Here is a 15,747-nt window from a genome sequence, read left to right on the forward strand (position 1 = left end):
TGCATGGGGCGACGTATTGCAGCACTTATCGCCCGTGACGACTCAGCCATTGCCCGGCCAGTACCCGTGCCTTCGCATCGGCCGTAAACACTGCCTCGAGATCATCTACCGCAACCACAGGCTCGAGGCTCAACACTTCCTCGATGATACTCGCGATTTCCAGATAGCGAACCCGTCCGTCGAGAAAGGCCGCCACAGCCACTTCATTCGCCGCATTGAGCATGGCCGGCGCACTGTTGCCAGCCTCGGCGGCCTGACGCGCAAGGCGCAGGCAAGGGAAACGCTCTTCATCGGGCGCCTGGAAGTCCAGGCGAGCGATGGCGAACAGGTCCAGGGGTGCAACACCCGAGTCGATCCGCTCTGGCCAGGCCAAGGCATTGGCGATCGGCGTGCGCATGTCCGGATTGCCCAACTGCGCCAGTACCGAACCATCGATGTAGTCGACCAGCGAATGAATCACGCTCTGCGGGTGAATCACCACTTCGACCTGAGAAGGCGTAGCGTCGAACAGCCAGCAGGCTTCGATCAGCTCGAGCCCCTTGTTCATCATGCTGGCCGAATCCACCGAGATCTTGCGCCCCATGGACCAGTTCGGGTGGGCACACGCTTGCTCAGGGGAAACATGCGCCAGTTCGGCCATGGGTGTCTGTCGGAACGGGCCGCCAGAGGCTGTCAGTAAAATCCGGCGTACACCGACCGCACCCAGTCCACGGGCGAAATCCTGCGGCATGCACTGGAAAATCGCGTTGTGCTCGCTATCAATCGGCAGCAACACCGAACCGCTTTTACGCACGGCCTGCATAAACAACGCACCGGACATCACCAGTGCTTCTTTATTGGCCAGAAGAATCTTCTTGCCGGCTTCGACCGCCGCCAGAGTCGGACGCAAGCCTGCCGCACCGACGATGGCCGCCATCACCGCATCGACTTCCGGATCGGAGGCGATCTGGCACAACCCTTCCTCCCCCACCAGAACGCGGGTCGACAGACCGGCCGCGCGCAAGTCGTCCTGCAAGCCTCGGGCAGCGCCAGCTTCCGGCACGACCGCGAAGCGCGGTGCATGACGCACACACAGCGCCAGCAAATCACTCAAGCGAGTGAAACCGCTCAAGGCAAAAACCTGATAGCGCTCGGGATGACGGGCGATGACGTCGAGGGTGCTCAGACCAATCGAACCGGTCGCCCCCAGCACGGTAATCTGCTGCGGGCGGCTCACGGCGCCGCCATCCACAGCAGCACGGCGAACACCGGAATCGCCGCCGTCAGGCTGTCAATGCGGTCCAGCACGCCGCCGTGACCCGGCAGCAGATTACTGCTGTCCTTGATCCCCGACTGGCGCTTGAACATGCTTTCAGTGAGGTCGCCGACCACTGAAATGAATACGATAATTGCGGCACCGAACAGCCCCATCAGCATCTGAGCGAAACTCCAGTCCCGCACAAAACCGACGATTGCCGTGATCACCAGACTCAGCAGCAAGCCGCCGTAAACGCCTTCCCAGCTCTTGCCTGGGCTGACCTGTGGCGCCAGCTTGCGTTTGCCGAAGGCCCGGCCGGAGAAGTACGCGCCGATATCAGCACCCCAGACCAGCACCATCACCGCCATGATCTGCCAGTTACCCAGGGCGCCTTGCTTGATCCAGATCAGCCCTTGCCAGGCCGGCAACAGAATCAACAAACCGATCACCAGTTTGCAAGCTGCACTGGCCCAGTGCTCGCTAGACCGTGGATAGGTCAGCACCAGGTACGTGGCCACGCCCCACCAGAGCACCGAAGCGCCCAATACCCAAGGCGCGAGCCCCGGCAGGATGTGCATGACAAACAGAATCAACGCGACCACAGCCGCATAGGCGACACGGATCGACTGGGCAGCGAAACCTGCCAGGCGCGCCCATTCCCACGCACCAAGCGTCACCACCAGCCCGATGAACAGCGCAAAACCGGAGCCTTCGAGCAGGAAAAACCCGCACAGGGCAATCGGCAGCAGGATCAGCGCCGTGATGATTCGTTGTTTAAGCATTAAACCCGGGCTCCAGCCTCGACCTGCTCGCTCGTTTTACCGAAGCGACGCTGGCGAGAAGCGAAATCGGCTAGCGCGTTGCGCATGGCGTCGTGTTTGAAGTCCGGCCAGAACAGGTCGGAGAAGTACAACTCGGCGTAAGCCAGTTGCCACAGCAGGAAGTTACTGATGCGATGCTCACCACCGGTACGGATGCACAAGTCCGGCAACGGCAGATCACCGGTCGCCAGGCAGGTTTGCAAAAGTTCGGGGGTAATGTCTTCCGGACGCAGATGCCCGGCCTGAACTTCGCGCGCAAGACGCTGCGCGGCTTGCGCGATATCCCACTGGCCGCCGTAGTTGGCGGCGATCTGCAGAACAAAGCGGTTGGCGCCGACGGTCATCGCCTCGGCTTCGCACATGGCGGCCTGAAGCTCCGGGTGAAAACGCGAACGATCGCCAATGATGCGCAAACTGATGTTGTTGTCGTTGAGGCGCTTGGCCTCACGACGCAGAGCCTTGAAGAACAGATCCATCAAGGCGCTGACCTCATCGGCAGGGCGCTGCCAGTTCTCGCTGGAAAAGGCGAACAAGGTGAGTACTTCGACCTTGGCCTCGGCACACACCTCAATCACCGCGCGCACCGCATCCACGCCCGCTTTATGCCCGGCGACACCCGGCATAAAGCGTTTCTTCGCCCAGCGATTATTGCCATCCATGATGATCGCGACATGGCGCGGCACCGCGGACGGCGCAGTCTGCTTGGTCTTATCCATGAAAAAACGACCCTTATACGGCCATCAGGTCTTTTTCTTTCTGCTTCACAGCCACTTCGATGTCTGCAATGAACTTGTCGGTCAGCTTCTGGATATCGTCAGCCGCACGACGCTCTTCGTCTTCACTGATCTCTTTCTCTTTGACCAGATCCTTGTACTGACCCAGTGCATCACGACGGATGTTGCGCACGGCAACACGGGCGTCTTCAGCGGCATCACGAGCTTGCTTGGTGAAGCCCTTGCGGGTTTCTTCGGTCAGGGCCGGCATGCTGATCAGCAGCAGTTCACCGAGGTTGGTCGGATTGAGGTTCAGGCCAGCGCTGCCGATCGCTTTATCCACAGCCCCCAACATGTTGCGCTCAAAGGCAACGACTTGCAGGGTACGAGCATCTTTAACAGTGATGTTGGCCACTTGCTTGATTGGGGTGTCGGAACCGTAATACGGCACCATCACGCCTTCCAGAATGCTTGGGTGCGCCTGGCCGGTACGGATACGACCGAAGTTGTGCGCCAGCGATTCCAGGGATTTCTGCATGCGCTCTTGAGCGTCTTTCTTGATTTCGTTGATCATTGTTGGCCTTCCTCGATCAGGGTCCCTTCAGCGCCGCCATGCACGATGTTCAGCAGGGCGCCGGGCTTGTTCATGTTAAATACGCGCAGCGGCATTTTATGGTCGCGGCACAGACAAATGGCCGTCAGATCCATTACACCCAGCTTGCGATCCAGCACTTCATCGTAAGTCAGATGATCGAACTTCTCGGCATGCGGGTCTTTGAACGGGTCAGCGGTGTAGACGCCATCGACCTTGGTCGCCTTGAGCACGACATCGGCATCGATCTCGATCGCTCGCAGGCAGGCTGCCGAATCCGTAGTAAAGAACGGATTACCGGTACCGGCGGCGAAAATCACGACTTCCTTGGCGTTCAGGTGGCGCATGGCTTTGCGGCGATCGTAGTGATCGGTCACACCGACCATGGAAATGGCCGACATCACGATGGCCGAGATATTGGCACGTTCCAGCGCATCGCGCATCGCCAGGGCGTTCATCACAGTGGCCAGCATGCCCATGTGGTCGCCAGTAACCCGATCCATGCCCGCCGCACTGAGCGCCGCGCCACGGAACAGGTTGCCGCCACCGATCACCAGACCGACCTGAACACCGATGCCGACCAGTTGGCCAACTTCCAGCGCCATGCGATCCAGAACTTTGGGGTCGATCCCGAACTCTTCCGAGCCCATCAGGGCCTCGCCGCTAAGCTTGAGTAGAATGCGTTTATAGCGAGCCTGATAACCACTGCCCTGCTGAGCCATTGCGAATCTCTCCTGCGGCGTATTTTAAAAATTCTTTGCGAGCTGTTTACAGCTGGCGTTCACTCTAGCTTGGCGCTGCTTCAGCGCCATCGGAACATGGCTTTGTAAGCCAGTTCCAAAAGGAAACCAAATAAAATTGGCAACCCCATCTGAAAAGAGGCTGCGCGCGTAAGCGGGCAGCCTCTTCAGGGCGACAGTTAAAAAACTGTCTTATTGCTTGGCGGCAGCCAGCTGTGCAGCAACTTCTTCGGCGAAGTTGTCAACTGGCTTCTCGATGCCTTCGCCAACCTTGAAGTAGGTGAAGGAAACGATTTCAGCGCCGGCTTTCTTGGCCAGAGCACCTACGGTGACTTCCGGGTTCATGACGAAAGCCTGCTCGACCAGACTGGCTTCAGCCAGGAACTTGGTGATACGACCGGCGATCATCTTCTCGACGATTTCAGCTGGCTTGCCTTTCATCTTGTCTTCGTTCAGAGACAGGAAGACGCCCTTCTCACGCTCGATGGCTTCTGGCGAAACCTGCGATGGCAGCAGGAACTCAGGATTGCTTGCCGCCACGTGCATGGCGATCTCTTTGGCGAGCTGAACATCACCACCCTTGAGAACAACAGCAACACCGATCTTGTTACCGTGCAGGTAGGTGCCGACAACGTCACCCTCTACGCGCGCCAGGCGACGGATGTTGACGTTTTCGCCAACCTTGGCCACCAGGGCTTCACGAGCCGATTCCTGAGCGGCGATCAGCGGAGCTGCGTCGGTCAGTTTTTCAGCGAAGGCTTTGTCTACGCTGGCAGCAACGAAGTTCTTGAAGTCATCTTGCAGAGCCAGGAAGTCGGTCTGCGAGTTGACTTCCAGCAGCACGGCTGATTTGTCGTCGGCCTTGATAGCGATCGCGCCTTCAGCAGCAACGTTGCCTGCTTTTTTGGCGGCCTTGATGGCGCCCGAAGCACGCATGTCATCAATGGCTTTTTCGATGTCGCCGCCAGCCTTGGTCAAGGCCTTTTTGCAATCCATCATGCCTTCGCCAGTACGCTCGCGCAGTTCTTTGACCAACGCTGCAGTAATCTCTGCCATTTTCAAATTCCTCTTGGATAGGTTTTCAACCATTCCACCCGATCGAACGGGCGTTCAATTCTTCCCGAACCACCCTTGTTAGCCGCTGCACGTTACAGATGCTGTAGCTGCGCTGCTCACAAATGGTTTTCGAGGTGGCAAAAAGGGGGCCAAGCCCCCTTTTTGCTTACTGAGTCAACGCCAGGGCGTCAATTACTCAGCTGCTGCTACCGGAGCTTCTTCAACGAACTGCTCGGTGCCGCCAGCAACGTGGTTGCGACCGCGGATTACAGCGTCAGCCATCGAACCCATGTACAACTGGATAGCGCGGATTGCGTCATCGTTGCCTGGGATGATGTAGTCAACGCCTTCCGGGCTGCTGTTGGTATCGACTACGCCGATAACCGGGATGCCCAGCTTGTTGGCTTCGGTGATCGCGATGCGCTCGTGATCAACGTCGATAACGAACAGAGCGTCTGGCAGACCGCCCATGTCCTTGATACCACCCAGGGAACGATCCAGCTTCTCAAGATCGCGAGTGCGCATCAGCGCTTCTTTCTTGGTCAGCTTGGCGAAAGTACCGTCTTCGGCTTGAACTTCAAGGTCACGCAGACGCTTGATGGAAGCACGGATGGTTTTGAAGTTGGTCAGCATGCCGCCCAACCAGCGGTGATCGACGTACGGCGAACCGCAACGTGCTGCTTCTTCAGCAACGATCTTGCCAGCGGAACGCTTGGTGCCGACGAACAGAATCTTGTTTTTGCCCTGGGCCAGGCGCTCTACGAAAGTCAGAGCTTCGTTGAACATTGGCAGGGTTTTTTCAAGGTTGATGATGTGAATCTTGTTACGCGCGCCGAAAATGTACTTACCCATTTTCGGATTCCAGTAACGGGTTTGGTGACCGAAGTGCACACCGGCCTTCAGCATATCGCGCATGTTGACTTGGGACATGATAGTTCCTTAATAAGTCGGGTTTGGCCTCCACGTATCCCAATGACCAACCAGCAGCATCAGCTGAAGGCACCCAGGTCATCGTGTCGACACGTGTGTGGATTTAAGCTTTCCAGGGTATCCCCGGAAAGCGGCGCATTTTATATCACAAGGCAGAAAAAAACGGAACCCGGATTCTGAAAAGCCGGTGAATGCTTTTGGCCCCCGCCTTGGAATCTCCCCAGAATGCGCCATCCTATAGAGAGAAGCGATACACAGAGGCTCAGATTTGCGCTGATCGTCTGGTAGAATCGCGTTTTTCAGGGCTGCGACATTTGTCTGCGCAATGCCCATTTCGTTTTAGAAGGCGCCATTGAGCGCAGAGAGAGCCTGTATGACCGTCACCCTCAAAACCCCAGAGGACATCGCAAAAATGCGTATCGCCGGCAAATTGGCCGCCGATGTGCTGGAAATGATTGCCGATTATGTCAAACCGGGCGTCACCACCGAAGAGCTGGACCGCATCTGCCACGACTATATCGTCAACGAGCAGAAAGCCATTCCTGCCCCGCTCAACTACAAGGGCTTCCCGAAGTCGATCTGCACCTCGATCAACCACGTGGTCTGCCACGGCATCCCGAACGAGAAGCCACTGAAAGATGGCGACACCGTGAACATCGACGTCACCGTGATCAAGGACGGTTACCACGGCGATACCAGCCGCATGTTCCACGTCGGCACCGTGCCGGTCTGGGCCGAGCGTCTGTCCCAGGTGACTCAGGAATGCATGTACAAGGCCATCGAACTGGTCAAACCCGGCTGCCGCCTGGGCGATATCGGTGAAGTGATCCAGAAGCACGCGGAAAAGAACGGCTTCTCGGTGGTTCGCGAGTTCTGCGGCCATGGCATCGGCAAAGTGTTCCACGAAGAGCCGCAGATCCTGCACTACGGCCGCGCCGGCACCGGCATGGAACTGAAAGCCGGCATGACCTTTACCATCGAACCGATGATCAACCAGGGCAAGGCCGACACCAAGGTGCTGGGCGACGGCTGGACCGCCATCACCAAGGACCGCAAGCTGTCGGCGCAGTGGGAACACACCCTGCTGGTGACCGAAACCGGCTACGAGATCTTCACCCTGCGCAGCGACGACACCATCGCGCGCGTTTCGGCCTGATCCCGCCAGTTCCGTTCCCAGCCTTATAGAAAGGAAAGTCAATCGATGCCGCAGGTGGATCCCGAACTCTTCGACCGCGGCCAGTTCCAGGCTGAACTGGCCCTGAAGGCAAGCCCTATCGCTGCTTTCAAGAAGGCGATCCGTCAAGCCCGCGAGGTGCTCGACGAGCGGTTTCGCAGCGGCCGGGACATTCGCCGGCTGATCGAGGATCGTGCCTGGTTCGTCGATAACATCCTGCAAAAGGCCTGGGAACAATTCAACTGGAACTTCGATGCCGACATCGCGCTGGTCGCGGTCGGCGGCTACGGTCGTGGCGAGCTGCACCCCTACTCCGACATCGACCTGTTGATCCTGCTGGACAGCGCCGATCACGAAATTTTTCGTGATTCCATCGAGCGTTTTCTGACGTTGTTGTGGGACATTGGCCTGGAAGTCGGCCAGAGCGTGCGCTCGGTAGACGAATGCGCCGAGGAAGCCCGCGCCGACCTGACGGTGATCACCAACCTGATGGAAAGCCGCACCATTGCCGGCCCCGAGCGCCTGCGCCAGCGCATGCTGGACGTGACCAGCACCGCGCACATGTGGCCCAGCAAGGACTTCTTCTTGGCCAAGCGCGCCGAGCAGAAGGCCCGCCACCACAAGTACAACGACACCGAATACAACCTGGAACCCAACGTCAAGGGCTCCCCCGGCGGCTTGCGGGATATTCAGACGATCCTGTGGGTCGCCCGTCGCGAGTACGGCACCTTGAACCTGCGGGCTCTGGCGGGTGAAGGTTTCCTGGTAGAGAGCGAAAACGCCCTGCTGGCCTCGTCCCAGGAGTTTTTGTGGAAAGTGCGTTACGCCCTGCACATGCTCGCCGGCCGTTCCGAAGACCGCCTGCTGCTCGATCACCAGCGCACGATTGCCGGGCTGCTTGGGTTCAACGGCGATGACGCCAAGCACGCCATCGAAAACTTCATGCAGCAGTACTACCGGGTGGTGATGAGCATCGCCCAACTCAGCGACCTGATCATCCAGCACTTCGAAGAAGTGATCCTGGCCCCCGAAGACGAAGCACCGCCACAGCCTATCAACTCGCGGTTCCAGCTGCACGACGGCTACATCGAGGCGCGTAGCGACAACGTTTTCCGCCGCACGCCGTTCGCCATGCTTGAGATATTCGTGCTGATGGCCCAGCAGCCGGAGATCAAGGGCGTGCGCGCCGACACCATCCGTCTGCTGCGCGAGAACCGCCATTTGATCGATGACGACTTCCGCAATGACATCCGCAACACCAGCCTGTTCATCGAGCTGTTCAAGTGCAAGATCGGCATCCACCGCAACCTGCGGCGGATGAACCGTTACGGCATCCTTGGGCGTTATCTGCCGGAGTTCGGCTTCATTGTCGGGCAGATGCAGCACGACCTGTTTCACATCTATACGGTCGACGCCCACACCCTGAATCTGATCAAGCATCTGCGTAAATTGCAGTACACCCAGGTGTCGGAAAAATTCCCGCTGGCCAGCAAGCTCATGGCCAAGCTGCCCAAACCCGAGCTGATCTATCTGGCCGGTCTGTATCACGACATCGGCAAGGGTCGGCATGGCGATCACTCGGAAATCGGCGCAGTGGATGCCGAAGCCTTTTGCCAGCGCCACCAGTTGCCGGTCTGGGACAGCCGCCTGATCGTCTGGCTGGTGCAGAACCACCTGATGATGTCGACCACCGCCCAGCGCAAGGACTTGTCCGACCCGCATGTGATCCACGATTTCGCGCAGATCGTCGGCGATGAAACCCGCCTTGATTATCTGTATGTGCTGACCGTTGCCGACATCAACGCGACCAACCCGTCGCTGTGGAATTCCTGGCGCGCGAGTCTGTTGCGCCAGCTTTACACCGAGACCAAGCGCGCCTTGCGTCGCGGCCTGGAAAATCCGGTGGATCGCGAAGAGCAGATCCGTCAGACCCAGAGCGCGGCGCTGGACATCCTGGTACGCGGCGGCACCGACCCGGACGACGTCGAGCAGCTCTGGGCGCAATTGGGCGATGACTACTTCCTGCGCCACACCGCTGGCGATGTGGCCTGGCACACCGAGGCAATCCTGCAGCAACCGGCCGACGGTGGTCCACTGGTGCTGATCAAGGAAACCACCCAGCGCGAGTTCGAGGGCGGCACACAGATTTTCATTTACGCACCGGATCAACACGACTTCTTCGCCGTGACCGTGGCCGCGATGGACCAGCTCAACCTGAACATTCACGACGCCCGGGTCATCACCTCCAGCAGCCAGTTCACCCTCGACACCTATATCGTGCTCGACACCGATGGCGACTCGATCGGCGACAACCCGGCGCGGGTCAAGCAGATCCGCGAAGGTCTGACCGAAGCCCTGCGCAATCCGGACGACTACCCAACGATTATTCAGCGCCGAGTACCGCGCCAACTCAAGCATTTTGCCTTTGCACCACAGGTAACGATCCACAACGACGCCCAGCGTCCGGTGACCGTGCTGGAACTCAGTGCGCCCGACCGTCCTGGCCTGCTGGCGCGAATCGGCACGATCTTCCTCGAGTTCGACCTGTCGTTGCAGAACGCCAAGATCGCCACCTTGGGTGAACGCGTGGAAGACGTGTTCTTCATCACCGACGCGAACAATCAGCCGCTGTCCGACCCGTTGCTGTGCAGCCGCTTGCAGGATGCAATCGTCGAACAGCTGAGCGTCAGCCAGGAACCCGATATCAAACTGTCGCGCATCAACATCTGAACCAACAATTTTCCCTGTGGGAGCGGGCTTATGTGGCGAGGGAGCTTGCTCCCGCTGGGTCGCGAAGCGGCCCCAATAGCTTTGCGACTGCTGCGCAGTCGAACGGGAGCAAGCTCCCTCGCCACAAGCCCGCTCCCACATAAATAGAGGCCCCCCATGAACAACGCTCTGAACCAGTTGCAGCCCTACCCGTTCGAAAAGCTCCGCGCCTTGCTCGGCAGCGTCACGCCAAATCCGGACAAACGCGCCATCGCGCTGTCCATTGGCGAACCGAAGCACCGCTCGCCAGGCTTTGTCGCCGAAGCCCTGGCAAGCAATCTGGATCAGATGGCCGTGTACCCGACCACCCTCGGCATCCCGGCCTTGCGCGAAGCTATCGCCGCCTGGTGCGAACGCCGTTTCAGCGTTCCTGCCGGCTGGCTCGACCCGGCGCGTAACGTGCTACCGGTCAACGGCACCCGCGAAGCGCTGTTCGCCTTCACCCAGACCGTGGTCAACCGTGGGGACGATGCGCTGGTGGTCAGCCCGAACCCGTTCTATCAGATCTACGAAGGCGCGGCGTTCCTGGCCGGAGCCAAGCCACATTACCTGCCATGCCTGGACGAAAACGGCTTCAACCCGGATTTCGACGCCGTTTCGCCAGACATCTGGAAGCGCTGCCAGATCCTGTTCCTGTGCTCGCCGGGCAACCCGACCGGCGCGCTGATCCCGGTTGAAACCCTGAAAAAACTGATCGCCCTGGCCGACGAATACGACTTCGTGATCGCCGCCGACGAGTGCTACAGCGAACTGTACTTCGACGAACAGACCCCGCCGCCGGGCCTGCTCAGCGCCTGCGTGGAACTTGGCCGCAAGGATTTCAAACGCTGCGTGGTATTCCACAGCCTGTCCAAGCGCTCCAACCTGCCGGGCCTGCGCTCGGGGTTTGTCGCCGGTGATGCCGACATCCTCAAGGGCTTCCTGCTGTATCGCACTTACCACGGTTGCGCGATGCCAGTGCAGACGCAATTGGCCAGCGCTGCCGCGTGGAACGACGAAGTGCATGTGCGCGCCAACCGTGCGCTGTATCGCGAGAAATACGATGCGGTACTGGAAATCCTCAGCCCGGTGATGGATGTGCAGCGCCCGGATGGCGGTTTCTACCTGTGGCCGAACGTACAAGGCGACGACGCGACATTCTGCCGGGATCTGTTTGCCGAAGAGCATGTGACCGTGGTGCCGGGTTCCTACCTCTCCCGCGAAGTGGATGGTGTCAACCCGGGCGCCGGACGCGTGCGCATGGCGCTGGTCGCGCCGCTAGCGGAGTGCGTGGAAGCGGCTGAACGGATTCGCGCTTTCATTACTCGCCACAAGTAACCCGTGTATGCCCGTGCCAGGCAATCTGGCGCGGGCATTTTTCATATCAAGTTACAGTTCATATAACTTTATACCTCACCTGCCTGCTGACCGGACATTAGTCTTGTTGCAGCGCACCTTGCTGCGCCTGAATAACTCTTTACTCTGAACTTCACGGAAGAAGTCAACGATGAACGACCTTCAACACTGCAGGCTTATACAGTGGCCGGACGATCAAGCGGCTTATGACGCTGCCATTAACGAGAACCCTGCCAATGCCGGTTTCACCGGTACAACTCGCCGCAAACGCTCGGTGGTCAACTACTCGAAACTGTGGGCCAACGGTCGCACGTTGAAAATCGCCTTCATGGACAGTCCTGAGGCCGACCATAAGCAGAAGATCATCGGCGCAGCCAGCCAGTGGTTGCCGTATATCAACTTGAGCTTTGATTTTGTCGATGGCTTGCAAGGCGACATTCGGATCGCCACCAAGAACAACGACAACAGCTCAATGCTGGGCACCGATGCGCTATTGATTCACCCCGACTGGCCCACCATGAACCTGGGCGTCAAACCCGACCATGAAGACTTCGAGGTGATTGTGACTCACGAATTCGGCCATGCACTGGGGGCGATGCATGAACACCAGCATCCACAGGCAAACATCCCTTGGGACAAGCCGAAAGTGTATGAGTTTTACCAGAACCGCGAGATGAACCCACTCACTCGGGAAGAAGTGGACAGAAACCTGTTCGCGCCATTCAACACGGTGGATGCGATTTATACCTCCTACGACAGAAGATCCATCATGCACCACCCGGTGGCGAATACGTTGACGCTGGGCGACTGGGAAGTCTCGATCAACCGCAAGATCAGTAAAAAAGACAAGCGTTTGATGAAACTACTCTACCCAAAATAAACCAATCGACTCCCTCGCCCTTATCGAGCTTCATTAACAGTGTCCGCACGGCGCAATGCTCTGCGGGCAGCATTGAAGTGCCATATTAGCCCCTTAGACTGCTGGCTGACCGTCGCACCCATGTCGCACGGAACATCTGATGGCCAAGTCAAAAAGACAAACCCGACCACAGCCGACGCGAAACCGTCCGGTCATGGCATAATCCTTCACCTTTTATTTCCAGCACCTGCAAAGGGGGCAATTCCTTGACCGTTTCAAGCAAAACGTTGCACCTTTTCGGCATCAAAGCTTGCGACACCATGAAAAAGGCGCGCACCTGGCTCGATGAACACGCTGTCAGCTATGACTTCCATGATTACAAAGCAGTCGGAATCGACCGTGAACACCTCACTCAGTGGTGCGACGAGCACAGCTGGCAAGTGGTGTTGAACCGTGCAGGCACGACCTTTCGCAAGCTCGACGACGAACGCAAAGCCGATCTCGACCAGCCGAAAGCCATCGAGCTGATGCTCGCACAACCTTCGATGATCAAGCGCCCGGTGCTTGATCTCGGTGACCGAACCCTGATTGGCTTCAAGCCAGATATCTACGCGGCAGCGCTCAAGTGAGGCCGCCCGTTCCATTTTGTTAGAGGTATCAACATGTCCACTACCCTGTTCAGCCTGGCCTTTGGTGTCGGCACTCAAAACCGTCAAGGCGCATGGCTGGAAGTGTTTTACGCGCAGCCACTGCTCAACCCGTCGGCCGAACTGGTCGCTGCCATTGCGCCGGTTCTGGGCTACACCGAAGGCAATCAGGCCATCGCGTTCAGCACCGCTCAGGCTTCGCAACTGGCTGAAGCCCTGAAAAGCGTCGACGCTGCACAAGCGGCACTGCTGACCCGTCTGGCCGAGAGCCACAAGCCGCTGGTCGCCACACTGCTGGCCGAAGACGCGCAACTGACCTCCACGCCTGAGGCTTACCTCAAGCTGCACCTGCTGTCCCACCGCCTGGTCAAGCCGCACGGTCTGAACCTGGCCGGGATCTTCCCGTTGCTGCCGAACGTGGCCTGGACCAGCCAGGGCGCGATCGATCTGGCCGAACTGGCCGAACATCAACTGGAAGCCCGTCTGCGCGGCGAGTTGCTGGAAGTGTTCTCGGTGGACAAGTTCCCGAAAATGACCGACTACGTGGTTCCGGCCGGCGTGCGTATCGCTGACGCGGCCCGTATTCGTCTGGGGGCTTACGTGGGTGAAGGCACCACCGTGATGCACGAAGGTTTCGTCAACTTCAACGCCGGCACCGAAGGCCCGGGCATGATCGAAGGCCGTGTGTCGGCAGGCGTGTTCGTCGGCAAGGGCTCGGACCTGGGCGGCGGCTGCTCGACCATGGGCACCCTGTCGGGTGGCGGCAACATCGTGATCAAGGTCGGCGAAGGCTGCCTGATCGGCGCCAACGCCGGTATCGGTATTCCATTGGGCGACCGCAACACCGTTGAGTCGGGCCTGTACGTGACGGCCGGCACCAAGGTTGCGCTGCTGGACGAGCACAACAAACTGGTCAAAGTGGTTAAAGCCCGTGAACTGGCCGGTCAGCCTGACCTGCTGTTCCGCCGCAATTCGGAGACCGGTGCCGTGGAGTGCAAAACCCACAAATCGGCCATCGAACTGAACGAAGCGCTGCACGCTCACAACTAAGCGTCGCATGATCACCTGTGGGAGCGGGCTTGCTCGCGAAGAGGCCCTTGAGGCCGCCAAAAGCTTCGCGGGCAAGCCCGGCTCCCACTGGGTTCGGCGTACCCCCACCAGGGCCCGATAGCATGATGATTCCCTCTCCCTGGCGCGCCGATTTTCCGGCCATCGCCGCATTGCAACGGCAAGACCAGACCTATCTGGACAACGCCGCCACCACGCAAAAACCTCAAGCCCTGCTGGATGCCCTGGCGCATTACTATGCCAACGGCGCGGCCAACGTGCATCGGGCGCAACACTTGCCCGGCGCCCATGCCACCCAGGCATTCGAGGACAGCCGCAGCAAAGTTGCTCAATGGCTCAATACCGGCGATTGCGGGCAGATTATCTTTACCCACGGCGCGACATCCGCGCTGAACCTCCTGGCCTATGGTCTGGAACACCTGTTCAATCCGGGCGATGAAATTGTCATCAGCGCGCTGGAGCATCACGCCAACCTGTTACCGTGGCAGCAACTGGCCCACCGTCGCGACTTGAAATTGGTGATTCTGCCGCTGAATGTCGACGGTTTGATTGACCTTGATGCCGCCGCGCAGTTGATCGGTCCGCGAACCCGTTTGCTGGCGGTCAGTCAGCTGTCCAACGTGCTTGGCGCCTGGCAACCGTTGCCCGCGCTGCTGGCGCTGGCCAAAGCGCACAACGCGCTGACCGTGGTCGACGGCGCTCAAGGCGTGGTCCATGGTCGGCACGACGTGCAGGCGCTGGGTTGTGACTTCTATGTATTTTCCAGCCACAAGCTCTACGGGCCCGATGGCCTGGGCGTGCTGTTCGGGCGTAACGAAGCGCTGCGGCAACTGCGCCCCTGGCAGTTCGGCGGCGAAATGGTGCTGGATGCCAACTACCACGACGCACGCTTTCGTCCAGCGCCGCTGGGGTTCGAGGCCGGTACGCCGCCGATCGCCAGTGTGATCGGTCTGGGCGCGACCCTGGACTACCTCGCAGGGCTGGATCAGGACGCCGTGTCCGCCCACGAAGCGGCGCTGCATGACTATTTGCTCAAAGGCCTTGAAGCGCGCAACGGCATTCGCCTGCTGGGCAAACCGCAACTGGCGCTGGCCTGTTTTGTCGTCGAAGGTGTGCATAACGCTGATCTGGCGCATTTGCTGACCGAACAGGGAATCGCCGTGCGCGCCGGTCATCATTGCGCCATGCCGTTGCTTAAAAGCTTTGAACTGGCCGGAGCGATTCGGGTGTCGCTGGCGTTGTACAACGACTCCGAAGACCTGGAGCGCTTCTTTGAAGCACTGGATCAGGCGCTGGAGTTGTTGCGATGACCTTGCCCGCCGATGCCGTCACGGCGCTGGACACATTTCAGAAGGCTGCGAGCTGGGAACAGCGGGCTCGGTTGCTGATGCAATGGGGCGAGCGTCTGCCTGCGTTGAGCGATGTGGATAAAGTCGAGGCCAACCGGGTGCATGGCTGTGAAAGCCAGGTGTGGCTGGTCGGTGCGTTGCAGGATGGGCATTGGCAATTCAGCGCCAGCAGCGATGCGCGCTTGATTCGCGGGTTGGTGGCGTTGTTGCTGGCGCGGGTTAACGGGTTGTCAGCGGTTGAGTTGCAGCAGGTGGATTTGCCGGAGTGGTTCAATCAGCTTGGACTGAGCCGGCAGCTTTCCCCGTCGCGCAGTAATGGCCTCAATGCCGTGCTCCAACGGATGCGGAGCCTGAGCGACATGTAGGAGCTGCCGAAGGCTGCGATCTTTTGATCTTTGGCGTCAGTGTTCACGCTAAAAAATCAAAAGATCGCAGCCTTCGGCAGCTTCTACGCGGG

The 15,747-nt window shown here is 59.1% G+C and carries 15 protein-coding genes; 8 read left to right on the forward strand and 7 right to left on the reverse strand.

Annotated elements, in window-relative coordinates:
• Positions 1–25 precede the first annotated feature (25 nt).
• From ispC to rpsB, 7 genes are all read right to left on the reverse strand, one after another.
• The gene (gene ispC, locus AACY49_RS02890; protein ID WP_258697361.1) at positions 26–1,216 is read right to left on the reverse strand and encodes a 1-deoxy-D-xylulose-5-phosphate reductoisomerase; all 1,191 of its coding nucleotides are present in this window, start codon (positions 1,214–1,216) and stop codon (positions 26–28) included.
• Positions 1,213–2,019 carry a phosphatidate cytidylyltransferase gene (locus AACY49_RS02895; protein ID WP_339521556.1) on the reverse strand — a complete coding sequence of 269 codons (807 nt, stop codon included), beginning with the start codon at positions 2,017–2,019 and terminating at the stop codon, positions 1,213–1,215. The genes ispC and AACY49_RS02895 overlap by 4 nt, the downstream gene beginning before the upstream one ends.
• Positions 2,019–2,774, reverse strand: coding sequence for a polyprenyl diphosphate synthase (gene uppS, locus AACY49_RS02900; RefSeq protein ID WP_339521557.1), 756 nt, complete (start codon positions 2,772–2,774; stop codon positions 2,019–2,021). Before uppS ends, AACY49_RS02895 begins: the two co-directional genes overlap by 1 nt.
• 13 nt (positions 2,775–2,787) lie before the next feature.
• Positions 2,788–3,345, reverse strand: a complete 558-nt coding sequence (gene frr, locus AACY49_RS02905; protein ID WP_258697363.1) for a ribosome recycling factor — start codon at positions 3,343–3,345, stop codon at positions 2,788–2,790.
• The gene (gene pyrH / locus AACY49_RS02910) at positions 3,342–4,085 is read right to left on the reverse strand and encodes a UMP kinase (RefSeq protein ID WP_003172271.1); all 744 of its coding nucleotides are present in this window, start codon (positions 4,083–4,085) and stop codon (positions 3,342–3,344) included. Before pyrH ends, frr begins: the two co-directional genes overlap by 4 nt.
• A gap of 210 nt (positions 4,086–4,295) precedes the next feature.
• On the reverse strand, positions 4,296–5,159 hold the full coding sequence (tsf, locus tag AACY49_RS02915; protein ID WP_320392058.1) for a translation elongation factor Ts: 864 nt from the start codon (positions 5,157–5,159) through the stop codon (positions 4,296–4,298).
• Positions 5,160–5,351: 192 nt separating this feature from the next.
• Positions 5,352–6,089 carry a 30S ribosomal protein S2 gene (gene rpsB / locus AACY49_RS02920; RefSeq protein ID WP_003219330.1) on the reverse strand — a complete coding sequence of 246 codons (738 nt, stop codon included), beginning with the start codon at positions 6,087–6,089 and terminating at the stop codon, positions 5,352–5,354.
• Positions 6,090–6,462: 373 nt separating this feature from the next.
• Here rpsB and map point away from each other — a divergent pair, with 373 nt between their 5' ends.
• The 8 genes from map to AACY49_RS02960 all read left to right on the forward strand — a co-directional run bounded on the left by map (position 6,463) and on the right by AACY49_RS02960 (position 15,655).
• Complete coding sequence (gene map / locus AACY49_RS02925) at positions 6,463–7,245, forward strand: type I methionyl aminopeptidase (protein WP_030127993.1); 783 nt, start codon at positions 6,463–6,465, stop codon at positions 7,243–7,245.
• A 45-nt stretch (positions 7,246–7,290) separates the two neighbouring features.
• Positions 7,291–9,993 (forward strand): [protein-PII] uridylyltransferase, encoded by a 2,703-nt coding sequence (locus tag AACY49_RS02930; protein WP_258697365.1) that lies wholly within the window; start codon positions 7,291–7,293, stop codon positions 9,991–9,993.
• 156 nt (positions 9,994–10,149) lie between these two features.
• Positions 10,150–11,349: a succinyldiaminopimelate transaminase gene (dapC, locus tag AACY49_RS02935; RefSeq protein ID WP_258697366.1), complete on the forward strand. Its 1,200-nt coding sequence runs from the start codon at positions 10,150–10,152 to the stop codon at positions 11,347–11,349.
• Between the two features lie 169 nt (positions 11,350–11,518).
• On the forward strand, positions 11,519–12,247 hold the full coding sequence (locus AACY49_RS02940) for a peptidase M12 (RefSeq protein ID WP_258697367.1): 729 nt from the start codon (positions 11,519–11,521) through the stop codon (positions 12,245–12,247).
• Positions 12,248–12,492: 245 nt separating this feature from the next.
• Positions 12,493–12,855 carry an ArsC family reductase gene (locus AACY49_RS02945; RefSeq protein ID WP_258697368.1) on the forward strand — a complete coding sequence of 121 codons (363 nt, stop codon included), beginning with the start codon at positions 12,493–12,495 and terminating at the stop codon, positions 12,853–12,855.
• Positions 12,856–12,888: 33 nt separating this feature from the next.
• Complete coding sequence (dapD, locus tag AACY49_RS02950) at positions 12,889–13,923, forward strand: 2,3,4,5-tetrahydropyridine-2,6-dicarboxylate N-succinyltransferase (RefSeq protein ID WP_258697369.1); 1,035 nt, start codon at positions 12,889–12,891, stop codon at positions 13,921–13,923.
• A 122-nt stretch (positions 13,924–14,045) separates the two neighbouring features.
• Positions 14,046–15,251, forward strand: coding sequence for an aminotransferase class V-fold PLP-dependent enzyme (locus AACY49_RS02955; RefSeq protein ID WP_258697370.1), 1,206 nt, complete (start codon positions 14,046–14,048; stop codon positions 15,249–15,251).
• Positions 15,248–15,655, forward strand: coding sequence for a SufE family protein (locus AACY49_RS02960; protein WP_258697371.1), 408 nt, complete (start codon positions 15,248–15,250; stop codon positions 15,653–15,655). Before AACY49_RS02955 ends, AACY49_RS02960 begins: the two co-directional genes overlap by 4 nt.
• Positions 15,656–15,747: the final 92 nt, after the last annotated feature.

The sequence above is a fragment of the Pseudomonas sp. EL_65y_Pfl2_R96 genome (assembly GCF_963970905.1).
Classification (GTDB): domain Bacteria; phylum Pseudomonadota; class Gammaproteobacteria; order Pseudomonadales; family Pseudomonadaceae; genus Aquipseudomonas.